This window comes from Eubacterium sp. An11 (assembly GCF_002161065.1).
In the GTDB taxonomy this organism is placed as follows: Bacteria; Bacillota; Clostridia; order Lachnospirales; family Lachnospiraceae; genus Anaerobutyricum; species Anaerobutyricum faecale.
Map to the genome: position 1 here is coordinate 1 of NZ_NFLV01000032.1, position 22,975 is coordinate 22,975.

27 protein-coding genes and 1 other RNA gene are annotated in these 22,975 nt (G+C 47.2%); 4 read left to right on the forward strand and 24 right to left on the reverse strand.

Translation table 11 applies throughout. From position 1 onward, the window contains the following. Positions 1–88 precede the first annotated feature (88 nt). The 8 genes from B5E53_RS15900 to B5E53_RS15935 all read right to left on the reverse strand — a co-directional run bounded on the left by B5E53_RS15900 (position 89) and on the right by B5E53_RS15935 (position 6,634). The gene (locus tag B5E53_RS15900; RefSeq protein ID WP_087316791.1) at positions 89–1,147 is read right to left on the reverse strand and encodes a serine/threonine-protein kinase; all 1,059 of its coding nucleotides are present in this window, start codon (positions 1,145–1,147) and stop codon (positions 89–91) included. Positions 1,148–1,448: 301 nt separating this feature from the next. Continuing rightward, positions 1,449–2,585 carry an ATP-binding protein gene (locus tag B5E53_RS15905; protein WP_087316793.1) on the reverse strand — a complete coding sequence of 379 codons (1,137 nt, stop codon included), beginning with the start codon at positions 2,583–2,585 and terminating at the stop codon, positions 1,449–1,451. Between the two features lie 18 nt (positions 2,586–2,603). Next, entirely contained in the window at positions 2,604–3,152 is a 549-nt protein-coding gene (locus B5E53_RS15910) for a GNAT family N-acetyltransferase (protein WP_204245537.1), read from the reverse strand. A gap of 24 nt (positions 3,153–3,176) precedes the next feature. Continuing rightward, a complete protein-coding gene (locus tag B5E53_RS15915; RefSeq protein WP_087316795.1) occupies positions 3,177–3,638 on the reverse strand; it encodes a hypothetical protein in 462 nt (153 codons plus the stop codon). 125 nt (positions 3,639–3,763) lie between these two features. Further along, positions 3,764–4,441: a YdcF family protein gene (locus tag B5E53_RS15920; RefSeq protein ID WP_087316797.1), complete on the reverse strand. Its 678-nt coding sequence runs from the start codon at positions 4,439–4,441 to the stop codon at positions 3,764–3,766. A gap of 75 nt (positions 4,442–4,516) precedes the next feature. Then, positions 4,517–5,656 (reverse strand): YihY/virulence factor BrkB family protein, encoded by a 1,140-nt coding sequence (locus B5E53_RS15925; protein ID WP_162611948.1) that lies wholly within the window; start codon positions 5,654–5,656, stop codon positions 4,517–4,519. Between the two features lie 130 nt (positions 5,657–5,786). Next, positions 5,787–5,970, reverse strand: a non-coding RNA gene (gene ssrS / locus B5E53_RS15930) — 6S RNA. 91 nt (positions 5,971–6,061) lie between these two features. After that, positions 6,062–6,634 (reverse strand): DUF5662 family protein, encoded by a 573-nt coding sequence (locus B5E53_RS15935; protein WP_087316801.1) that lies wholly within the window; start codon positions 6,632–6,634, stop codon positions 6,062–6,064. 223 nt (positions 6,635–6,857) lie between these two features. Between B5E53_RS15935 and B5E53_RS15940 the strand changes: the two genes are divergently transcribed. The 4 genes from B5E53_RS15940 (at position 6,858) to queC (ending at position 9,355) form a co-directional block, all read left to right on the forward strand. Further along, positions 6,858–7,280 (forward strand): 6-carboxytetrahydropterin synthase, encoded by a 423-nt coding sequence (locus B5E53_RS15940; protein ID WP_087316803.1) that lies wholly within the window; start codon positions 6,858–6,860, stop codon positions 7,278–7,280. A 74-nt stretch (positions 7,281–7,354) separates the two neighbouring features. Further along, positions 7,355–8,023, forward strand: a complete 669-nt coding sequence (queE, locus tag B5E53_RS15945; RefSeq protein ID WP_087316805.1) for a putative 7-carboxy-7-deazaguanine synthase QueE — start codon at positions 7,355–7,357, stop codon at positions 8,021–8,023. 13 nt (positions 8,024–8,036) lie between these two features. Continuing rightward, positions 8,037–8,630, forward strand: a complete 594-nt coding sequence (folE, locus tag B5E53_RS15950) for a GTP cyclohydrolase I FolE (protein ID WP_087316808.1) — start codon at positions 8,037–8,039, stop codon at positions 8,628–8,630. 50 nt (positions 8,631–8,680) lie between these two features. Then, positions 8,681–9,355, forward strand: a complete 675-nt coding sequence (gene queC, locus B5E53_RS15955) for a 7-cyano-7-deazaguanine synthase QueC (RefSeq protein WP_087316810.1) — start codon at positions 8,681–8,683, stop codon at positions 9,353–9,355. 113 nt (positions 9,356–9,468) lie between these two features. Here the strand turns inward: queC and B5E53_RS15960 are convergent, their stop codons facing one another. The 16 genes from B5E53_RS15960 to B5E53_RS16035 all read right to left on the reverse strand — a co-directional run bounded on the left by B5E53_RS15960 (position 9,469) and on the right by B5E53_RS16035 (position 22,972). Further along, positions 9,469–9,741 carry an HPr family phosphocarrier protein gene (locus B5E53_RS15960; RefSeq protein ID WP_162611949.1) on the reverse strand — a complete coding sequence of 91 codons (273 nt, stop codon included), beginning with the start codon at positions 9,739–9,741 and terminating at the stop codon, positions 9,469–9,471. Positions 9,742–9,815: 74 nt separating this feature from the next. Further along, a complete protein-coding gene (locus B5E53_RS15965; RefSeq protein WP_087316858.1) occupies positions 9,816–10,202 on the reverse strand; it encodes a RidA family protein in 387 nt (128 codons plus the stop codon). A 68-nt stretch (positions 10,203–10,270) separates the two neighbouring features. Next, positions 10,271–10,984, reverse strand: a complete 714-nt coding sequence (locus tag B5E53_RS15970; protein WP_087316816.1) for an MBL fold metallo-hydrolase — start codon at positions 10,982–10,984, stop codon at positions 10,271–10,273. A gap of 88 nt (positions 10,985–11,072) precedes the next feature. Continuing rightward, a complete protein-coding gene (locus B5E53_RS15975; RefSeq protein WP_343215676.1) occupies positions 11,073–11,984 on the reverse strand; it encodes a deoxyribonuclease IV in 912 nt (303 codons plus the stop codon). A gap of 225 nt (positions 11,985–12,209) precedes the next feature. Further along, on the reverse strand, positions 12,210–13,709 hold the full coding sequence (gene glpK, locus B5E53_RS15980; RefSeq protein WP_087316818.1) for a glycerol kinase GlpK: 1,500 nt from the start codon (positions 13,707–13,709) through the stop codon (positions 12,210–12,212). A gap of 280 nt (positions 13,710–13,989) precedes the next feature. Then, on the reverse strand, positions 13,990–14,763 hold the full coding sequence (locus B5E53_RS15985) for an RNA methyltransferase (protein WP_087316820.1): 774 nt from the start codon (positions 14,761–14,763) through the stop codon (positions 13,990–13,992). A 31-nt stretch (positions 14,764–14,794) separates the two neighbouring features. Further along, positions 14,795–15,322, reverse strand: coding sequence for a TetR/AcrR family transcriptional regulator (locus B5E53_RS15990; protein ID WP_087316822.1), 528 nt, complete (start codon positions 15,320–15,322; stop codon positions 14,795–14,797). 89 nt (positions 15,323–15,411) lie between these two features. Further along, complete coding sequence (locus B5E53_RS15995) at positions 15,412–16,665, reverse strand: CdaR family protein (protein ID WP_087316824.1); 1,254 nt, start codon at positions 16,663–16,665, stop codon at positions 15,412–15,414. Continuing rightward, entirely contained in the window at positions 16,607–17,536 is a 930-nt protein-coding gene (gene cdaA / locus B5E53_RS16000) for a diadenylate cyclase CdaA (RefSeq protein WP_087316826.1), read from the reverse strand. Before cdaA ends, B5E53_RS15995 begins: the two co-directional genes overlap by 59 nt. After that, entirely contained in the window at positions 17,533–18,573 is a 1,041-nt protein-coding gene (locus B5E53_RS16005) for a hypothetical protein (protein ID WP_087316828.1), read from the reverse strand. The genes cdaA and B5E53_RS16005 overlap by 4 nt, the downstream gene beginning before the upstream one ends. Positions 18,574–18,591: 18 nt before the next feature. After that, a complete protein-coding gene (locus B5E53_RS16010) occupies positions 18,592–18,993 on the reverse strand; it encodes a hypothetical protein (RefSeq protein WP_087316830.1) in 402 nt (133 codons plus the stop codon). Between the two features lie 261 nt (positions 18,994–19,254). After that, complete coding sequence (gene greA, locus B5E53_RS16015) at positions 19,255–19,743, reverse strand: transcription elongation factor GreA (protein WP_087316862.1); 489 nt, start codon at positions 19,741–19,743, stop codon at positions 19,255–19,257. A 141-nt stretch (positions 19,744–19,884) separates the two neighbouring features. Next, on the reverse strand, positions 19,885–20,877 hold the full coding sequence (dusB, locus tag B5E53_RS16020; RefSeq protein WP_087316832.1) for a tRNA dihydrouridine synthase DusB: 993 nt from the start codon (positions 20,875–20,877) through the stop codon (positions 19,885–19,887). Beyond that, positions 20,858–21,628, reverse strand: coding sequence for a type III pantothenate kinase (locus B5E53_RS16025; protein ID WP_087316834.1), 771 nt, complete (start codon positions 21,626–21,628; stop codon positions 20,858–20,860). The genes dusB and B5E53_RS16025 overlap by 20 nt, the downstream gene beginning before the upstream one ends. A 21-nt stretch (positions 21,629–21,649) precedes the next feature. Further along, positions 21,650–21,982 (reverse strand): DUF6145 family protein, encoded by a 333-nt coding sequence (locus B5E53_RS16030; protein WP_087316836.1) that lies wholly within the window; start codon positions 21,980–21,982, stop codon positions 21,650–21,652. Between the two features lie 9 nt (positions 21,983–21,991). Beyond that, a complete protein-coding gene (locus tag B5E53_RS16035) occupies positions 21,992–22,972 on the reverse strand; it encodes a biotin--[acetyl-CoA-carboxylase] ligase (protein WP_087316838.1) in 981 nt (326 codons plus the stop codon). Positions 22,973–22,975 lie beyond the last annotated feature (3 nt).

The following is a 22,975-nucleotide window of genomic DNA, read 5'->3' on the forward strand; positions in this document are numbered from 1 at the left end:
GGAGGAACTTCGTCTCTTTATATGTATTCTGGCCTTGTTATGTCTTTAGTATCGGCTTTGATTGGGATAATGTGGGCTGTTGCTAATCTCAGATTGCAGAAAAAAGAAGAAAAAGCAAAAAAGTATCTTCCGTTTCTTCTTTTTGATTGTTTCTGCCCCTACTAGATATCTCATATTCCACATTTTCATTCTCTAATTTATCCCCTTCTGGATAAATTAATTCAATTTCCTTTTCTTCATACATTACGCTTTGCAGCGCTTTTTTTAATTCAACTGCACTTTCATACCGTTCTTTGGGATTATATGCACACGCTTTCAATACAATTTCTGCCAATCTTCCCTCTGCATTGCATGGTTTTGGCATCTCTGTTCCGCTCATTCGCATCACATTAGCTTTTTCTTTATCAGAATAACGAATTGGCATTGGATATGCCGGCAAAAACGGTGTTCGATTATTATTTAAAAATCTATACAATACAATTCCTAATGAATAAATATCCACAGTGGAGTTATATTTTTCACCTTTATAGACTTCTGGAGCCATATATGTATATGTTCCCTTTTTAGATAATACTGAACTAGTTTTTTCCAACTGACGGGCTATACCAAAATCTCCAAGCTTATATTTACCTAGATTTGATATAAAAATATTTTCTGGTTTTATATCTCTATGAATAATATTGTATCTTTGACATATTTCTAATGCATTACACATATCTATTCCAAGACATATAACATCCCTAATAGACAACTGATGATTCTTGATATAATCAAACAATGGGGTTAATAACTCCATTCTAATATAAATATTCCATCCTATCCCTTTTTCATGGGGAATTACTGCGTGATCTTCATAACTTACAATATTTGTATTTCCTTTTAATTTTGACATTAGGACGAATTCTTCAACTATATCTTCGACTATACTTTTAAAATACATTGTGACACTTTTTTCATCCATGCCATCATTTAAAATTGATTTTACCTCTGATTGGTTTTGTGGAATAGTAATAACTTTTAAGGCTGCTTCATACAAATGTCCAAACTCTTCTCTTTCAATACGATATACTTTTCCAAATGAACCTTCCCCTAGAAGCTTGTCTACCTTCCATCCTCCCCAGAGTTTATCCAATTCCTGTTGTAACATTTCTCTTCCTCTCTTAAAACATAATAACTATTTTTTATCAATTAAATAGGCTTTAGATATTACACTAACTCCTATCTTCCGAAACAATATTGTTATAAATCTTCTATTTTTTTATAAAAAACATTTATTTAAAGTATATCTCCATTCATAATTTCAGTCAAGAAAACAATAAGAGGTATCATCATATAAATTAAATATAATGGTATCTCCTATGTCAAAATTATTTATAATATTTTTTGAACTAAAACACTGCTTTAATTAAAAGCTCATATTCCAGAATAACTTTTTTACAAAAGTAAAATTATTCATTTATCTTTTCAGATGAACGCCACCTGTTATAAAGCCGTGTCTCAAATATCCGGTTTGCAATCTGCACCGTAGAATTCTCCACTTTAACAAATCCAAACATTCGTGCATTTCTGACTGCCACATCATCCGGGTCGTAAGCAATCGTCTGCCCCTGAAAGAGCAGCTTTGAAATAACTTTCTCAAGCTCCGGAAATTGATTCAGTTTATGGGTGAGAGAATCCAATAACGGATTGTTTTCATCCAGGAGCATTTTTACTGCCGCTAAAACCCCCTTTTTTGTCCATGTACTTTTTCTGTCAGAAAATGCATCGGTATCAGAAAGCCGTTCATCCATGAAATAGCAGAGACGTGATACCAGATATGGATAGCCGGAAGTATAATCGTACAGCAAATGTGCAATCATGCTGATATCCATTCCTGTATGATAATCATTTTCGTATTCTTTAAGCATTCCGCCAATTTCACTGGCAGAAAAACTCATATCCACAAGAAAATCTGCCGCGATATTCCACGGACTGTTCTCCCGATGTTCTTCATCCGGACGAAGTTTTTTCCGGATATTTCGGATATCGTATACACTGGCAAGAATCACAGACTGAAATGTCGGTATCTCATCTCTGTCCATGAATCCGGCCCGAAGCTGCGCCAGAAAATCAAGGAACACCTGATTATTGGTTGCCGTGTCCACTTCATCTACCAGAAGAACCAGAGGCTTTTCTGCATGCATACACCACTGTGTAAAACAATCAAATATCTCTGCCATTTTAGGAGGATATGACCGTTTCTCTTCCAGCTCTTTCATCGCCTCTTTTATTCCGGCAGGCACCCCTTCCATGAAAGAAATTCTTCGACCCACTTCTCTGGCAAGGCCGTTTACAAACGCAGCCTCATCAGAAAAGTCTGCCGCACTTAATCGCTGAAAATCGAGACTCAGCACAGAATATTCTTTCCGCAGATAATCGCTTAACGCCCGCAGAATCGTTGTCTTTCCATATTGGCGCGCCCGGTTAATAGTAAAATACTTTCCGGCATCTATCATTTTTTTTATTTCGTAAAGACGCGGCTCAAGATTCACCATATAGTGTAACCTCGGATTACAGGCTCCGCTCACATTAAATGTTTTTGTCATCTGAACGCCGATCCCCTCCTAACCATCCAGCCGGCAGCTCATGTCATACCACTGCTCGCCGCCCCAGACTGAGTTTGAGATTCCCTGATTCTGAAATCCCATTTTCTCGTACATTTTTATCTTTCCTTCCAGGCAGGTGAGAGTCACTTCGCTCCTTGCTTTTTTCTGCTCCCGTTTCAGGTAACGGCGCATCAGTTCTGTGGCCAGGCCCTGTCCCCGGTACTCCGGCAGCACGTCAAGGCCCAGCAGCATGATGTTCTGTCCGTCCGGCTCATAGAGGTCTGCGTCGGTGAAAAACTCATCCCTAAACTGTGTCTCACTGGTGGCAAGGCCGTTTAAGAATCCGGCGATCTTCCCGGTGTTTCTGTCCACCGCCACCAGAAACATCTCCGGCGCCTTCGCCACCCGCTCCAGCATCATCTTCCGGGAACACGCCTCGTTGGGTGGAAAACAGATACGCTCAATCTCCGCGGTCTGCTCTCCCTCCTCCGGGAGAATATCCCGGAATTCGAATTTGTCCTGCAGCTCATTATTCTTTATGATTCCATTTTGTGTTGTTGTTTTCATTTTATCTCCTATCCTGCTTTATCATCAGCCCGCAAACTTTTTCCCGCCGCTGACTCTTTTCAGCTTGAAGGTCTGCCCGCCGGTGCTGATAAATCCGTAGTCCGCTCCCGGCGTTCCCGACGTCTTTATCTTCACTGCGTTCTTTTTCAGTTTCAGAACTCCGGTTCCCGTAAAGTTCCATCCCGCTTCCCTGTAAGAAAAGGTCACCTTATTGCCTGTCCGTCTTCCCACAATCTTTTCTGTCCAGGATTCCCGGAACGGATAGCTGCGGGCGTACTGAATCTGAAAGACGACCTTGTTCTTCTTAATCTTTTTGATGACCACTGTCCGGTAGGAATCTGCTGATGCGCCCACGAAATGTTTCTCGTAGGTTCCCGTGCGCGGCGCGGCCAGAGCCGTCATGGACGGCAGGATGAGAGCCGCCAGCAGGAAGACGGTCATCAGGCATGTTCTCATAAACTTCATTGTATTTCTCATTTTTTCCATATTGGACTCCTTTTCGTTAGCTTTCAGCCTGACTTTTCTTTGCAGGCTTTTTATTGACTTTCACATATCTCCATTGTACAGAATCTGTCATACCTTGTCTATCTTTTCTATACAAATTCTATCTTTTATTTCTGCCCGTACTCTGTACACAGACCCTTCCCTGGTTTGCAATCCGGCTCATTCACACCCTGCTCATATTCGATCCGGTCTTCCATCATCAGAATCTGCTGGCCCATCCGGGACAATTCACCGAGGACCGCCTGCCGGCCCTCCGCAGTACGATGCCAGCTTTCCCGGGTGATACCGTCGATGGCTGTGGGATGGACGAGAATCTCCACCTCCGGAAAAACCAGCGCGTAGTAAAAGTGCGCCCGGCGGGCGTGGTGCGCCTTACAGCAGAGAATGGCCCGTTTCGGCAGAACGCCCTGCTCTCTGAGAAGCAGTTCTCTGGTCTTCTCTGCATTTTCCAGCGTATAGGTTGCTTCCCGCTCCGGCAGTATCGCCTCGTCCGGAACACCGTTTTGCCGCAGCACTTCCGAGAGGAAATCCGCCTCGCAGGCAAAGTCTGTGCCGTAACGTTTTGCACCTTTTGCCACACCCTCAAAATGTCCGGCAGCTTTGGCATAGCGGCCCGATGGGATGAGCAGCGGCGCATATCCTTCCCGGTAAAGCTTCGCGGCCTCTTCCGTATGCTCCGGCCGGTCGCAGCCCGGAATAAAGATCACGTCGGCCGGCGCCAGCGCATCTTCCAGAAAAATGTAGTTTGTGATATCGAGAATTTCTTTTTGATTGAACCGGTACATGGTATTCCCCCATTTTCTCCTGTATTACAATTCATGATCCGGGTCCATTGATCTATTGCCCGGATCATCCGGAAATCATTCGTGTTTTTTGCCGCTCTCCGGCGGTTTCTGTATCCCGGCGGAATCCGGCGGACGCTGCTGTCTTCCGGATTCTTCCGGGGATTTCTGTTTCCCTGCCGTCCCCGTCGGTTGTTGTACCCCGATGGTTTCCTGCTGCTCCTGTTTCTTCTTTTTCTGCAGTTTCCAGAGCTTTTTTGAGGCGGACGAGCTGCGGCGGGAAAACGAACGGGACGAACGGCGCCCCCGCTCATACATTTCTCTCTCCCTCTTCCGGCGGATGGCCTGATAATTCGGCCGGAGCGTGCGGATCAGGAGATGATAGTTCTTTTTATTTTCCAGGAAGTAGTTGACTTCCGCACCATAGAAGACCATGGACATGCAGAAATGCAGCCACAGCAGAAGGATCATCATACCGGACAGACTGCCATAAATATAGGAAAAATTATTGAAATTACCAATGTAGAAAGAACAGCCCGCCGATACCACGATCCATCCAATGGCTGCTATCAGCGCTCCCGGCAGCTGCCGAAAGAAGCTCACTGTTTTCCGATTTGGCACAAAACGGTACACGATCATGAACAGCAGCGTCAGGATCACAATGGTAAACAGCGTTCTCTTATGAATAAAATATCCCGCCAGCGTCGCAAAAGCCGGAAAACGTCCACAGATATAGTCATAGAGCACATTTCCAAATACCCAGATCAAAAGCATGACGATGATCAGGATCGCGAAGGCGACGGTATACAAGATACTGAAAATGCGCAGAACGATATAGTTTCTGTTCTCATCGATATCGTAAACGGAATTCAAGCCGATAACAATGGAATAAATACCTCTGGATGACGACCACAGCGCCGCAATGACAGAGATCGTGAACACGGAAGCTCCCGTCTTCCGGTAAATCTCGTTGACAATGCCGGTGATCAGCGACTTTCTCTCAAAAGAAATAATCTCCGTGAGGATATTGATAATATCATCTTTGGAAAAAGGCGCATATTTTGTTAAGGTCAGGAAAAAAATCAAAAACGGAAACAGCGACAGAAGCATAAAAAAGGCCGACATGGACCCGAAAGCAGCCACATGATCATCATTACACTTTTTGATAAAATCCATTACCAGCGCGTATAAATTTTTCACTCGTTTTGATATGCTCATCTTTTCCCTCTCAAAATTGTTCATCCAAAACTTGTTTTTCAAAAAATAACTGCCACTCTGTCTTTCATTTGCTGTCAGGAAATGTCACGTTAAAATAAGCCGCCTCATAAAAATGAGACGGCTCTGAAAACATTGGCCCAAAATGCCGTGTCCTGCGATTTTGAGTCCTAGCCTAAGCCAGGTGGGTAACCTCATTTGAATTTCTGACTTCCTCCGTTATAAAACAAGGCCTGCCATCCCTTCAAAGATTTGGTTTCCCAAAATCAAAAATGTAGGTTCAAAATAGCAGGGGTTCTCGAACATCCCAGGCTTCTTTACAAATACTATAACTTAATTATATACAAATTTCAAGGAAAAAATGTTGGCAAATTTCCCCATATTTTTAATTTCATTAACTAATCCCTTTTATTCCAGGATGAGCCGGCCATTTTTCACATGATAATCCCGGTTCCGGTGCCTCAGCAGTACCTTTTTCATGTAACGCAGAAGATAATCCTCGCCCCGCTTTGCCAGCATGGTGAGCAGATACCGTGCCAGAAAATCGCTCTCCTTGTGAATCATCATCATATCTTTTCCGTTCACATAATAATCCAGAGCGCTTCTGTCATTGTAATTCTCTTTCATATAATTCTTGCTGGCGCAGATCCGGTCAATGACCATCTCCGCCACATACTTCTTCGGCATCTTCATGCCCACCAGTCCCCGGGGATTGATGCTGTAATCAATCCAGTATTCAAAATGATGCGGATTCCTGCCTTTATGATGGAGCCATCCTCTGGAGCAGGTCTTCAGTTCTTTCTCCCGGTTGATGGGACTTCTGTCTCCCTGATAATAGATCACACCCGGAATAAATTCTATGGGATTATATTTCGACAGGTCATGACAGATTCCCTGCCAGTATAACCCCACTTTAAAACACATTTTCGTCACTAATATTTTATGATGATTGATTGTCCTTAAATGACCAAAAAAATCCATAACAAACCTCTTTCTCTTTATGTCCGTCTTTTTTCTAGTATAACATTTTTTTATTACTTTACAAACGTATTTTTTCGTGGTAGACTGCATTGGAATAAGAGAAAGTTCAAAAGACAGTTCGTTTGTACCATCCTGTCTATAAACAAAACCAGGACAGCATTTTCATAATCGACATATCAAGTGCTGCCTTCTGGCAGTTCTTTTTTATTTGGAGGAGTTTTATATGTACATTTTAGAGACCGAGCAGGCCTTTGATTCTGCACATTTTCTGAGCGGCTACGAGGGAAAATGCCGCAACCTTCACGGACACCGGTGGCGCATCGTGGCGCGTATTGCCGCTGAGGAGCTGAGCAGAGAGCGTCAGACCCGGGATATGGTCATTGATTTCGGTGATTTCAAAGACGCCCTGAAAGCTCTGACTGAGGAGCTTGACCACTGTCTTATCATCGAGACCGGCTCCCTTCGTCCAAAAACCATGGAAGCTCTGAAGGAAGAAGATTTCCGGATTGTGGAACTTCCTTTCCGCCCGACCGCGGAACAGCTTTCCCGCTATTTTTATATGCGGCTGAAACAATATTCTTTCCCGGTTTACAGCGTTTCCGTCTATGAGACGCCGAATAACTGCGCCACCTATCAGGAGTCATAATAACAAATTGCCGCCCGTCTTAAGGCCCGTGTGCCACAGACACTGCCGGAAACAGGCGGCGGAATGGAGAAGACATGAATACAGTTTACCCACTTGTGGAAAAATTTATCAGCATCAATGGAGAGGGACCGAAAGCAGGCATGATGTCCGCTTTCCTCCGCATGAAGGGCTGCAACCTGTCCTGCAGCTACTGCGACACTTCCTGGGCGAATACGCCGGACTGTCCCTGCGAGATGCTTTCCGCCGACGCGCTGATTCGCTGGCTTAAAGAAAGCGGCACAGCAAATGTGACCCTGACCGGAGGTGAGCCTCTGCTCATTCCGGACATTGCCTCACTGATCGAACAGATCGGAGCCGCGGGGTTTGCCGTGGAGATCGAGACCAACGGCAGCGTATCCCTGGCCCCGTTCTGCGGTCTTTCCCACCGGCCGGCTTTCACCATGGACTATAAATGTCCCGACAGCGGCATGGAAGAGTTTATGGATCTCGATAACTTTGCTCTGCTGGAAGAACAGGACTCTGTAAAGTTTGTCGTGAGCAGTGAGAAAGATTTAGACCGTGCGGCGGAAATCACCAGAAAATATTCGCTCAGCCAGCGGTGCCGCGTTTATTTAAGCGCTGTGTTTGGACGCATAGAGCCACGGTCGATCACTGAATACATGATCAGCCATCAGTGGAACGATGTCCGTCTCCAGCTTCAGATGCACAAATTTATCTGGCCTCCGCAGCAGCGGGGCGTCTAAAGGAGGAATTACTATGGCAATAGATAAAGACGCTATCCGGGAACATATCCGGGGTATTCTCATTGCCCTGGGAGATGACCCGGATCGGGAAGGACTGAAAGAGACACCGGACCGGGTGGCAAGAATGTACGAAGAAGTTTTTGAGGGCATGAATTATTCTAATCATGAGATTGCTGAAATGTTCAATAAGTCTTTCCAGGATGACCTTTCCGTGGAACCGGATAAAAAAGATATTGTTCTGGTCCGGGACATCCCGATTTTCAGCTACTGTGAACATCACATCGCCCTCATGTACGATATGAAGATCTCCGTCGCCTACATTCCCAACGGAAGAGTGCTGGGCTTAAGCAAGATTGCCCGCATCTGTGATATGGCCTCCAAGCGGCTGCAGCTTCAGGAGCGCATCGGCTCCGATGTGGCACAGATCATGACGGAAGCTGCCGGAACCGATGACGTGGCAGTCATCATCCACGGCACCCACAGCTGCATGAGCGCCCGGGGTATCAAAAAAGAGGCTGCCTCCACCGTCACCACCACCCTGCGCGGACGATTCGAGACCGACGCCATGCTGCAGAATCAGCTTTATATGATGCTGGCCGCCCAATAAATCCATCCCGGACACGCATCTTAACATATCATTCAGAAAGGAAATGCACTATGCAGGAATTAAAAAATAAAAAAGCCGCTGTGGTTGTTTTCAGCGGCGGCCAGGACAGCACTACCTGTCTGTTCTGGGCAGTAAAACGCTATGAAACTGTCATCGCCCTGTCCTTTGACTATCACCAGAAACACGCGCTGGAACTGGAATGCGCCAAAAAAATCTGTCAGGAACATGGCATCGAACATCACATCATGGATATGAGCCTTTTAAATCAGCTGGCTCCCAACTCTCTGACCCGCAGCGATATCCCTGTGGATGAAGACGCTCCTTCCGAGGGAACGCCGAATTCCTTCGTGGACGGCCGGAATCATCTGTTCCTGTCTTATGCCGCTGTCTTTGCAAAACAGAGAGGTATCACCGACATCATCACCGGTGTATCCCAGAGCGACTTTTCCGGATATCCGGACTGCCGGGACATCTTTATCAAGTCCTTAAACACCACTTTGTCTCTGGCTATGGATTATCCTTTTGACATCATCACTCCACTGATGTGGCTGGACAAGAAAGAAACCTGGGCGCTGGCAGATAAGCTGGGCGTCTTTGATATCATCCGCAACGAAACCCTGACCTGCTACAACGGCGTCATCGGTGACGGCTGCGGACACTGTCCTTCCTGCAAACTCCGCAGAAAAGGACTGGAGGCTTATCTGGCGGAAAAAAACGCAAAATAGAATACATGAAAAGGGCGGCTGCAATCAGTAGATTGCAGCCGCCCTTTTATGTATTCTTTTGTGTTTTTACACACGTTCGCTGTCGGCACTCCCCGGCAGTTCCGTCATCCGTCTCAGATCTTCTTTTCCTCAAGATCTCCGGAAAGAAGGTCTTTCATCGCAGCCAGCGCTTCTTCCTCGTCCGGCCCGATGCATTCACAGATGATCTTATCCCCCTGACGGAAAGTACCGCTTATGAGATTGATAATGCTCTTCGCACTGACATCCATGTACTCCGTCTTAAAATGTATCTGGGACTCGAACTTATCTGCGAGATTGGCAATGGTGTTCGCAGGCCCCAGATGAATTCCCTGTTCGTTCATCACGATCAGTTCTGCCCGTACCATAACGTCAATACCCCTCCTCTGTTCTCCATACATTGCTATTATTTTACCACACTTCCAGAGGGGTTTCAATCGACTTACAGTAAGTTTTTGATGGCGATAACTTCCACTTCGATCAGAAGATCTTTCGGCAGTCTTGCCACTTCAACACAGGAACGCGCCGGAAATGCGTCAGTAAAATACGATGCATAGATTTCGTTGACTGTGGCAAAATCATCCATATTCTTGATGAACACCGTCGTCTTCACTGCCTGGTCAAGACTGCTTCCGGCGTCCTCCAGCAGTCCCTTCAGGTTCTCAAACACCTGCTTTGTCTGTTCCTCGATGGTCGCTCCCGCCTCACCGGTCTTCGGATCAACACCGATAACTCCTGAGGTGTAAATCATACCATTCACTTCAATAGCCTGAGAATATGGTCCGATGGCCGCCGGTGATTTTTCTGTTGTAATTACTGTCTTATTCATAATGATCATCCTTTCATCTTTCACTGATATTTCATTGATCTTTCATTTGCAAAAGCCTGCTGCCTCTTTTATTGTTCCAGCACAAACTCCTGCCCCGGTCCTGTGATTTCCATAATCCGGCCGGTGAGATATTTCGCATCATTTTTCGCCTTATAATCCCGGATCATACGGTAGTTGTTCCAGCAGTGCATCGGAAAAATATAACGGCTGCGGGCAGTTTTAAGGAAATAATCCATTCCCCACTCTCCGGCTTCCTCCTGACGCGGATCAAGTACCACAAAGGCGCAGTCAAACTCTTTACCGGACAGATACGTCATCTCTTTCTGGAACGCCTGCCGGTGCCACTCATTATCTTCTTCCGGCTCTCCCGGCCAGTGCCACCAGTGCAGATCTCCGGCATGATAGATACTCCGTCCGTCCGCCTGCACGAGAAACGCCACGCCCTCATCGGTGGAAAACAGAGTCTCCACATGGACGCCATCCACATCCAGCGTTTCATGAGGGGCCATAAAGTGTACATTTTCTGCTTTGGCCCAGTTCCGGGTGCTGTCCTTTATATCTGAGGACAAAATATACTGTACCTTCTCACATCGGTTCTCCAGCTTGAAAATATCATCGGAAAAATGATCTCTGTGTCCGTGGGAAGCGAAAATGTACAACTCTTTTTTGTAGTCCATGGCCGGAATCTCTCCCTTCCAATAGTCGAACAGCAGATAGCTGCGCTCCGTCTCCACCAAAAAACCACTGTGGTATATATAAGTAACCTTTAACGTATTCGCCATATGACATCTCCTTTCCTCTGCTCCGTGCAGACGGCTTCTTCCATCTGGTATCCGCCGGCGGCTGTTTGCATTCTCAAACCGCTGTCCTTCACCCTTTCAAATGCTCCTCCAGGATCTCTTCTTTGAGATTTTCATGGAAAATTCCTTCCCGTATCATGGCGATTTCCTGCCGGTACGGCGCATAGGAGCGCTTCTTCGTCTCCGGGTCCGGAATATATGGAGTCTCAAGAATCTTCGGGACATCCTCAAAGTCTTTGTGGTAAATGACATTTCTGAGGCTCTCAAAACCAATGGTTCCAAAACCAAAGTTCTCGTGACGGTCCTTATGGGCGCCCAGAGGATTCTTACTGTCGTTCACATGGAAGACCGCAATCTGGTCTTTGCCGATCACACGGTCAAACTCTTCCATGACTTCATCAAAATGATTCTTCACATCATAACCGGCGTCATTAGTATGGCAGGTATCAAAGCAGACCCGCAGCCGATGGCTGTTTGTCACTCCGTCATAAATACGGGCCAGCTCCTCAAAGGTTCTTCCAATCTCCGTTCCTTTTCCCGCCATGGTCTCCAGAGCGATATTGACGCTGCCGTCCTTGTCCAGCACCTCATTGAGTCCCCTGATGATCTGGACGATGCCGGCGTCCACTCCCGCTCCCACATGGGCGCCGGGATGAAGAATCAGTGTGCGGCAGTGCATGGCTTCTGTCCGCTCGATCTCCAGCTGCAAAAACTCCACCGCCAGCTCAAAGGTCTCCGGCTTCACAGTATTGGCAAGATTGATGATGTAAGGAGCATGTACCACAAACTCTTCCATACCATTCTCCTCCATCAGCGCAAGCCCCTCCCCGATCCGCAGTTCTCCGATGGGTTTTCTCCGGGTATTCTGGGGCGCCCCGGTATAAATCATAAATGTATTGGCCTTGTAGGAAAGAGCCTCCTTCACGGAGCCCAGAAACATCTCCTTCCCGCTCATGCCCACATGGCTTCCAAGTTTCAGCATGGGAATTCCTCCTGTATCTGTCTTTTGTATTCTCATTGATCTTCTCTAAAGTCATTATTTCTTCCGGCCGGGCCGCAAAGAAAGTATACCAGAACCACTGTCTTTTTTCAATCAAGGGCCGTTCAAAAAAAATCGCACAAAAAAGAAGCCCCGGCGGGATTCCGCCGGGACCTCTTTTTTAAGGAAAGATTAATCAATAAGACCAATCCTGAACGTCTGTAATCGTTATTCTTCGTCTTTTGCCCATCCATAAGAGCACTGAACAGCTTTCTTCCAGCCTTTGAGCAGCTTGGTACGTGTCTCTTCGTCCATCTGAGGCTCGAATACTTTGTCGATTGCCCAGTTAGCGATAACGTCTTCTTTGCTGTTCCAGTATCCAACTGCCAGACCTGCCAGGTAAGCAGCACCCATAGCTGTTGTCTCAACACACTGTGGACGATGTACAGGAGCATCAATGATATCTGCCTGGAACTGCATCAGGAAGTCATTTCTACAAGCGCCGCCGTCAACCTTAAGGGCTGCCAGTTTAACTCCAACGTCTGCCTGCATAGCTTCCAGAATATCGTATGTCTGGTATGCCAGGGACTCTACAGTTGCACGGATGATGTGAGCTTTGTTACATCCACGGGTCAGACCTACGATACATCCACGAGCGTACTGATCCCAGTGAGGAGCTCCAAGACCTGTAAATGCAGGAACAACATAACATCCGTTGGTATCCGGAACCTTGTTACAGAAGAACTCGGAATCAGGAGCTGCATCCACAATCTTAACTTCGTCACGCAACCACTGGATAGCAGCACCTGCTACGAATACGGAACCTTCCAGAGCGTAGTTAACTTCGCCGTCAAGTCCCCATGCGATTGTTGTAACCATACCGTTCTCGGACAGTTTCATTTCTTTACCAATGTTCATTAACAGGAATGTACCTGTACCATATGTATTCTTAGCTTCACCAGCGTTGAAACAGGTCTGTCCGAACAGAGCTGCCTGCTGGTCGCCTGCTGCGCCGGCAATCGGGATTCTTCCCTGGAACAGACTCTCTTCTGTCATACCGTAAATCTCGCTTGATGGTTTCGGTGTAGGAAGCATGGATTTCGGAATCTCAAGAGCTTCCAGAATCTCATCATCCCACTCAAGAGTATTGATGTTGAATAACATTGTTCTTGCTGCGTTGGAGTAATCTGTTACATGAAGCTTTCTTCCGGACAGGTTGTAAATCAACCATGTATCAACCGTACCAAACATTAACTGTCCGGCTTCTGCTTTCTCTCTTGCACCAGGAACATTTTCAAGGATCCAGTGAATCTTTGATCCGGAGAAGTAAGCGTCGATAACAAGACCTGTCTTCTTCTGGATCATGTCAACCAGTCCTTTTTCTTTTAAGGAGTCACAGTATTCTGATGTACGACGGCACTGCCAGACGATTGCATGATATACAGGAACGCCTGTCTCTTTGTCCCAAACGATTGTTGTCTCACGCTGATTGGTGATACCGATACCAGCGATATCAGATGCTCCAACTCCCAGCTGCTGCATTGCCTGTCTTGCAACGGATAACTGTGTATGCCAGATCTCTTTTGCGTCATGCTCTACCCAGCCTGGCTGCGGATAGTACTGTGTGAATTCCTGCTGTGCTACGCTGCAGATTTCACCTTTTTCATTAAATAAGATACAACGATTACTAGTTGTTCCAGCGTCTAACGCCATCATGTACTTAGCCATAAAATTAAACCTCCTTAAAAATAATCCGTTTCAATTCCTCCGGTCATCCTAAAATTCTGACCTGTAGTTATATATTATCACAATTTTTCCAATCTGTATTTAGACAATTCGAGGTTTTTGTATGGTTCTATCGTCTTTTTGCATGATAAAAGGTGAAATTCCTATGCTTTTTCAAGCATTTTTTATAAGTATTTTACACGACAGCCGGATATTTCTTTCCTATTTTGTTCATAAAGTGTCGAAAATCCATGCCTCCACTATATAAAATACACTATGCCGCCTATTCCGTCCATTCTCTCTGGCGGAGCGTCTCATACATGAGTACCGTGGCGGCCACTGCCGCATTGAGAGACTCCACCTGCCCCTTCATGGGAATCTTTATCTTTCTATCCGCCCGGGCGGCAAGTTTCTCGGAAAGGCCATTCCCTTCATTGCCGATAAAAAACGCGCACCCGCCCCGGTAGTCCTGCCGGTAAAACGGCTCACCGTCCAGATGGGCGGCGAAAGTACGGATGCCAGCCTTTTTCAGCTGTTCCAGGACCGGTTCAAAATCATCCACGATTATAAACGGCATCCGGAAAATCGCTCCCATGGTGGAACGGATCACTTTCGGATTATAAGGATCCACAGACTCACGGTTCATGATAATACCGCTCACTCCGGATCCTTCGCTGGTGCGCAGGATGGTGCCCATGTTGCCCGGATCCTGAAGATTCTCCAGAAGGAACAGGCACGGGCTTTCATCCGCGAGCATCTCTTCCAGCGAAGCCTCCTGTTTTTTTACCAGAGCCGTCACCCCCTGGGGCGTCCTGGTATCCGACAGATGCCGGCACACAGCGTCGCTGATCCGTTCATACCGGCAACCGGCCAGCCTGTCCCCGTATTTCTCTTCAAATTCCTCTGTCACGTACACTTCCAGAAGCCGGTCTTTTGGCACCTCGAAAAACATACGCGGGCCTTCCACCAGAAAACAGTCCTGCTGCCGGCGGGCACGGGCGCTGTTTTTCAGATTCACAATATTTTTAATTCTGCTGTTTGACGTACTTGATATCATAGTCTTCTCCATTTTCTGCTCTTATTTTGCTTTATTCATATACTTTCTTTATGATGAAAAACAGCTTTCGGATCACATCATTCACACTCTCTTTGTAATCACTTTCCACCCACTCAAGAATATACTGCGTGATCCCGATCACAAGAAAATGACGCACAAATTCATCGGATTCCGCGTCCCTGTTCTGAACACTCTGATTGGGACAGCAGGAATTGATCATACTTCGCATGATAACCGGGTAAATGGCCCGGCGCATATAACTGCTCTCCACATTTATGAGCATATTTTTTATGATCGCCCTGTTCTCCTTCATCCAGCACAGAAACCGTTCCATGGCGGCTTCCCAGGACGTTTCCTCATACATGTGACTCTCCCGGATCAACTCATACTCAAAGGCCTTCGTCATCAGATCATAAATATTATCAAAATAATAATAGAATGTCTGACGGTTCACTCCGCACTGCTGCGCGATCTTCTGAATGGTAATCTTAGGAAACGGGTATTTTCGGAGAAGCTCCATGAACGCGACGCACAGTAAAGTCTCCGTTTTTTTTCTCATATTTTTTCCTCCTGGTACATTTGCTGGTATTATATAGAAGAAACTGCCGTACGGACTATTCTCCAGCCTGTACGGCAGCTTCAAGCAATTTATTCAATGGTCAGTGTGATCCGGGGGGTAGAATTCACCGTCACACCGTCAACTTCCTTCACGTGAAGCCGCACAGTCTGTTCTCCCTCCTCCAGATCGGTTATGTCCACCCACGGAGTGAAATCCGCGATCTTCAGCTCCTTGATCATGGATTCCGCCCCTTCAATCTGAATAGAATATTTGTTGTTGCTGTCAAAGGTTACTGTGTGAGTTCCCTTGCCTCTGATACTGATATCTGCCTCTGTAAAACTTAAACGACGGGTCGTTCTCTTCTCTATGGTTGCCTGAACCTTCACGTCCTGCACATCATCCGCCAGGATCACATGATCCGGAAGAGAATCTTCATCAAGAGGAATATCCTCCTCATAATTCTCAGTCCGGCCTTCCACGGAAATGTTCGGCAGAGTAATGGCCGTCAGGTCACTGAGAACATCATCCGGCGCCGCAATAAGAATCTTCTTCGGCTCATAATCAAAAGAAGTCATCTCGTATCCATCCGCCGGCGTTCCGATGGACTGCAGATTCACATCCACCAGTTTGGTCTTCCAAAGAGATATCAGCACATCTATGGAAGTAGTATCCATCTGAATCTGGGTGCTGTCTATCACCTCGTTATTATCATTATAAAGTACCGGATCCGCCGTGGTCGTCACATCATGACTGATGCCGTCGATATCCACCTCCGCGCGGATCTCCTTGGCGCTGGACAGGAGGTTCTCCGGTCCTGTCACCTTCACCAGATTCGGTGTTCCGGTCATATTACCCACAGCGTAACCGTCCGCCGGCTCTCCGTCCAAAATGATGTTGACCGGAACGCTGACGCTCACCACAGCGTCCTTTTTGATCTTCATAGTATTGACATTACCCAGGGTAATATCAAGCTGATTGGCATATTTTTTGGCACTCACATCAATGGGCACCGCATCCACCTCAGACAGTTTGGAAAAATCCGCCACCGCCTGAAAATCCGATGCCGACATATCGCTCAGGATGCTCCTCTTTCCCTCCACAGTAATGCTCACTTCGCTGCCTTCCACCACCTCATAGGCATATCCCAAATCTGTCAGCGCGCTTTCATTTATAATCGTCACCGGAATATCGCTGAACCTCTCCGTTCTGACCGGGTCGTTGATATTGGCCACCAGAAGCCAGATTAACACCGCAATGAAAACGGAAAGAACCTTCATCCCGATATTATTGTTTATCAGATTTTTGAGATTTGTCAGGTTTGCCAGGTTTTTCAGATTTTTCATTACGCAACAGTCCTTTCCACTTCTTTAATACATCGATGCTGCCTGTCGGTTCCGGACGAAGAAGTTCCAGTCTCTCTTTCAGCTCTTCTCTGTCAAGGTTGCGGTAAAGCTTACCGTCCTTCGCGACAGAAACCGCGCCGGTCTCTTCTGACACCACGATAGTCGTACTGTCGGAAACCTCGCTGATTCCCACTGCCGCCCGGTGTCTGGTCCCCAGTTCTTTTCCCAGTTCCAGATTATCGGTCAGCGGCAGATAGCAGGTGGCCGAAACAATCCGGTTGCCCCGGATGATAACCGCACCGTCGTGAAGAGGCGTATTATGCTCAAAAATGTTGATCAGCAGCTGGCTTGTCAAAATACCATCCACTGCTATACCCGTTCTCTCATACTCACCCAGCGCCACTTTCTGTTCAATAACCATGAGGGCGCCGGTTTTTACCTTGCTCATCTCAAAAGAAGCCCGGACGATCTCCGTAATTCCCTTCTCCGTCAGGAATGTCTTTTCCGCCGCCTCATCATCAGAAGAAAAAATCAGATTACGGAAAAAGTTCTGTCTTCCCAGCTGCTCAAGGGCGCGGCGCAGTTCCGGCTGAAAAATAACGATCACTGCCATAATTCCCACGCTGAGCGAGTTGGACAGCAGCCAGGCAATGGTATCCAGCTGAAAAATGACCGCCATGAGCGCAAAAAACAGAAGCACGACAATTCCCTTAAAGAGCGTCCATGCCCTGGTAAGCTGTAGCCATTTTATAATCTGATAGACGATGGCACTGATGATGATAATCTGTACAATGTCCGTAATACCGATTGTTGAAATGGAAAATCTGTATAAATATTTTTGTATCAAGCTCAGAAATTCATCAAAATTCATTCATTCCGTCTCCCGTTTTCTGTTCTGTCAGTCTTCATCCTGTCATCCCCCGGTTTCTCTTCTCCGCCCGGCACGCCGGCGGCCTCCTGCCCGGGTTCTCCGCCGTCTCCGTCCGGCGCCACGATGTCCGTCACATTTCTCTCCTCCTGCGCCGCCTTTATCTTCGGCACCGCCTTGACAAAGTAAATGTATTCATCATCTTCAAAGGAAACCTTCTCTATCCTGGAGAAATCACCGATCCCTTTAAAGAACTGAACCACCGTTGCCAGTCCCATGGCAAGCACAATCTCCAGAAACACCCTCCATATGGTGTAATCCAGCTCAAAGATCAGCCGCCCGAAAAGAAGCAGCACCGCCAGAGACACATTTCCTATGATGATGGAAAACATCCATGCCTTCTCATGAAACATCTGGTATAAAATCGTCGACACAAACACGATCAGACAAAATGTGATCAAAATCACCAGCAGCTTCCTGTCAATGATCAGCAGGCTGGTAATCCGCGACATGCCGATTCCCGGTTCCAGATTCTCCGTGGTAGTCAGCAGCGCACTGGCGTCTCTGGTATACAAGCTGAAAAAATATAAGAAAATCCCGGCTGCCATCGGAAGAATCCCGCTGAAACCGACGGTCATTCCCAGCAGAACCGGCAGAAAATATTCTAACTTGAGATAAAATAAAATCGGGGTTACTATGATAATAAATGCATGCTTTCCGTCGACCCTCACAAACAGGAGGTAACAGATGATAAAAAACAGTAAATATACAACAAATATCTCCACGGACACCTGCCACAGATTGACCAGAATCAGGCAGGCCGCTGAATAAAAACAGAAGGAAAGCGGCAGAAACGCCTGAGCCACCGATACCAGCAGGAAAAGCCAGGGTTTATTTACCGCTTCATTATACTGAAACATGCTCTGCACCAGGCACAGCATTATAAAAGAGAACAGCAGCTTCATGGCAGGATCCAGATACTCCGAGTGCTTTTGGTAAAAATACTTTATATTTTCTTTCAGATAAACTAACTGTGCCATACGCAACATCCTGTCTTTCTATTGTAATTGTTCTTCTTTGTCCAGGTACTTCTTCAGAGCAAACAGACTCTTGTCGTATTGTCTTATGCTCTTGAGCATTTTTATGTATCTCTTCCTCTGAATCACAAAGGTGATGATGAGATTGATGATCATGACAATCCCGTACACAATAAGAATATTTTTGAGGATTCCCCCGTAGGAAAAAGCAAGGCCCTCCGTCATAATGTTGGAATAATACCGCATCATGTACAGCGCGGCTCCCAGCACATAAGCGACCGTCACAGCAAAAAAACTGCCGATAAGCTTGAGGCTCAGGTATGTTCTCATGCTGAAACGATGCATTTTCAGTTCCTTTTTTCCCTGTTGTTTCTCGTAGACAGCCAGTCTGGTCATCATACGAACCTTTGATACGTCAATCATTCATTAACCCTTTCCGACCCAGTCCCACATATATTGACACCTCCGACCGAGGAGCATGAAAGACTTATCACTTTATTTTTTATACTTAATAAGTATAACATGTTTAATCCATGAATTACAACGATAATCTGAAAAACCGTTCTCCGTATATGCGAAAAACTGCCGCCAAACAAAATATCAGGAATCTCTCTGATATTTGATTTGTGCGACAGTTATCTTCTCGCTCCCGTATGTTTGTGTATACAGCTTCTTCTGTATCTCTTACATATCGCTTCTTGAAATCTCAAGAACTTTATATCTGGAAATGCCGTCCGCGCTCTCCACTTCAATCTCCTGTCCAATCTTGGAGCCCACGAGCGCCTTGCCCAGAGGAGACTCATTGGAGATCAGGCCCTTCATGATATCGGACTCTGTGGAACCGACAATACGGTACTCAAGCTCCTCGTCAAACTCTTCATCATAAAACTTAACGGTACTTCCGATGCTGACCGTGTCTTTGTCGAAGGCAGACTCATCGATAACCTCTGCATTTCTGATGATCTTCTCAAGCTCTTCTATCTTTGCCTCGATGGAACGCTGCTCATCTTTGGCTGCATCATACTCGGCATTCTCGGATAAGTCGCCCTGCTCTCTGGCTTCCTTGATCTTCTGCGCGATCTCTTTTCTTTTTACTACTTTTAAATCCTGAAGTTCATCTTCCAGGGCCTTCATTCCTTTGCTTGTCAGGATATGTTTCTTACTCTCTACCATCGTTTTCATCTACACCTTTCTTAAAGTTGCTGACCTGTCAAAAGTCTCCTTACAATTAAAAGGAGACCCCAGATAAGCCATAATTATAATGCAATTTAAAATGATTGTCAACGAGGCTTCACAGGGTTTCTTTCACTCCTGTTACCTCTCCCCGCCTTCCGCCGCGCTCTCAAGCAGCTGTTCAAGCTCTCTCAGCGTTGTCACCTGATTGACTTCCTGGCGGAGTCTCGACGAGTCGCGAAGCCCCGTCGTATACCAGGCAGCGTGCTTGCGCATTTCACGGATCCCCGTGTATTCGCCCTTATATTCCACGCAGAGGGCTGCGTGGCGCAGAAGCATTTCCACTCTTTCCCGGGCAGTGGGTTCCGCCGGCACCGGCTCTCCCGCCAGAGCAGCTTTGATCTCCCGGAAAATCCACGGGTTGCCCTTGCTGCCCCGGGCCACCATTATGCCGTCGCATCCGGTCTTTTCCCGGATGGCCAGGGCATCGGCGCCGCTGTAAATATCTCCGTTGGCGATCACCGGCACCCGGACAGCCTCTTTGACCTGCCGGATGGCCTCCCAGTCCGCTCTGCCGCTGTAGTACTGCTCTCTGGTCCTCCCGTGCACTGCCAGAGCATCCGCTCCGCTGTCCTCAAGAACCTTCGCGAACTCCACAGCGTTCTTATGCTCCTCGTCAAAGCCCAGGCGAAACTTCACTGTCACCGGCAGGGAGACCGCCCGTTTTACCTCACTGACGATCCTGCCCGCCAGTTCCGGCTGCTTCATCAGGGCCGAGCCCTCATGATTGTTCACGATCTTTGGCACAGGACAGCCCATATTGATATCGATGAAGGCGAAGCCTCTGTCTTCTATCTTATGTGCCATCTGTCCCATTAATTCAGGTTCTGAACCAAAAATCTGCACTCCCACAGGAGCCTCTCTCTCATCGGTCTGCATCAGGGGAATGGTATTTTTATTGCCATAGTACAGCGCCTTGGCGCTGATCATCTCTGTGACCACCACGTCGCATCCCTGCTCCCGGCATAAAAGGCGGAAAGCCAGATCCGTGACTCCCGCCATGGGACCCAGGATGACAGGAAACGCGCTGCCGTAAATGGCGGCTGTGTCTGTTTTATCTTTTCTGTTTATCATAAATAATCTGAAGTCCCTTCAACGTGAGGCTGGCATCATAATAATCAATACAGTCGGTCTCCTCGGCAATCATTTTGCCCAGTCCGCCGGTTGCCACTACTTTTACATTCTCAAATCCGCTTTCTTCGATCATCTTGTGGATAATATACTCGGTCTGTCCGATGTAGCCGAACACAAGACCTGCCTGCATTCCGGTGACCGTCTCCTTGGTCAGAATGGAATCCGGCTTGCGGATTTCAATTTCCGGAAGCTTGGCTGCCTGCTGCCACAGGGCGTTGGCGGAAGTCCGGATACCCGGAGAGATCACACATCCGATGAACTCGCCGTCCGGCGTGATGAGATCATAGGTGGTCGCTGTTCCGAAATCCACTACGATCACCGGGCCGCCGTAAAGCTCATAGCCGGCCACGGCGTCCACGATACGGTCCGCTCCCGTCTCCTTCGGATTGGCCGTCTTGATCTTAATACCAGTCTTGATGCCCGCTCCCACGATGATCGGCTGCAGGTTAAAATATTTGATGATCGCGCTGGTGAATGAATGCATCACCGCAGGCACCACGGACGCGATGATCACGTCATCCACGTCTTCTCTGCAATACCCCTTATACTGGATCGCCTGCAGAATAAACAGCCCGTATTCATCAGAAGTACGGTTGATCTTTGTTCTCATGCGAAACGTATCGCAGAGCTTTTTTCCCTGGAAAATACCAAAAGTGATGTCTGTATTTCCGATATCAATTCCAATTAACATTCTGTTCCTCCTGTGTAACCGTTATTTCTGCTCGTCCTGCAGAAAAAACACTTTATAATACATTTCAAGGCTCTCCAGCAGTTCTCTTTTCTCCTGCTGAATCTGCTTGATTTTTAACACACTGCCGATTTCGTCAAAGAAGTAGTCGTCCTCTTTGCTCTCCGTGACCAGATTCAGATTCCCATCTTCGTCAAATTCCAGACGCAGGATCCCTCCCACATCTTCCGTGTACAGCACGCAGAGAATCTTCAGCTCGTCCTTCACCGCCTTGGGAAGGGAATCAAATTCAGGATTAAAATAAAAAAGCTGCTCGTACTGACTGGCGCCGCACAGTATTTTTTTATCTTCTAACATGACTGCCTCCTACACATATCCGTAAAGCCCCCGGACAGAAACCTCGCCGCCGCAGATACATTCCGTCTCTCCGGCTTCGTTCTGTACCAGAAGCTCCCCTTTCTCATTGATGCCCACCGCCCGGCGGACCAGTTCTTGTCCCCGGCGGATCACTCTGACATCCCGTCCGATATTGATAAGCCTCTTCTCATATTCTTTTACAAAAGGAGCAAAGCTCTGCTCCCGGAGAAAAATCTGATATCTCTCTGTAAATTCCCGGAGAAAATCCGCCAGAAAAGCACTGCGGACAATCTTCCGGCCCGTCTCCCGGTAAAGGGAGGAAGCCATATCCACAAGCTCATCAGGGAACTCTTCCCGGTTTACATTAAAACCGACGCCCACCGCCACGTAGGCGATCTCATCCATCTCGAGGCTCATCTCCGTGAGGATGCCGCAGATCTTCCTGTCATGAAGGATCACATCGTTGGGCCATTTAATCTGACAGACTTCTCCGCCATGCTTTTCCGATGCAGCGGCCGCCGCCAGGGCTGTCACCAGCGTCATCACAGATGCGCTTTCCGGAGGGATCTCCGGCCGCAGAAGCATCGTGCAGAAAATATCCCGTCCTTCCGGCGAAGACCAGACTCTGCCTCTCCTGCCTTTCCCTGCGGTCTGGTGATCCGCCACAAAAAGCGTCCCGTCCACCGCTCCCAGAGCTGCCTGCCTTTTGGCCTCCTCGTTGGTGGAGTCCACCGACGGAAAACAGATAACCTTTCCAGGCCAGACTTCTTCCGGCAGATATTCCCAGATAGATTCTTCCGTGAGCAGATCCGGACTTTGCAAAAGCCGGTAACCCTTCCGGGTTACCGACTCAATCTCATATCCTTCTTTTTTCAGAGTATTGATGCATTTCCAGACAGCTGTCCTTGAGACGCCCAGCTGCTCACAGAGCGCCTGTCCGGAGACAAATCCGTCCTGCTGCCGGAGAATATTTAATATCTTCTGTTTCATACA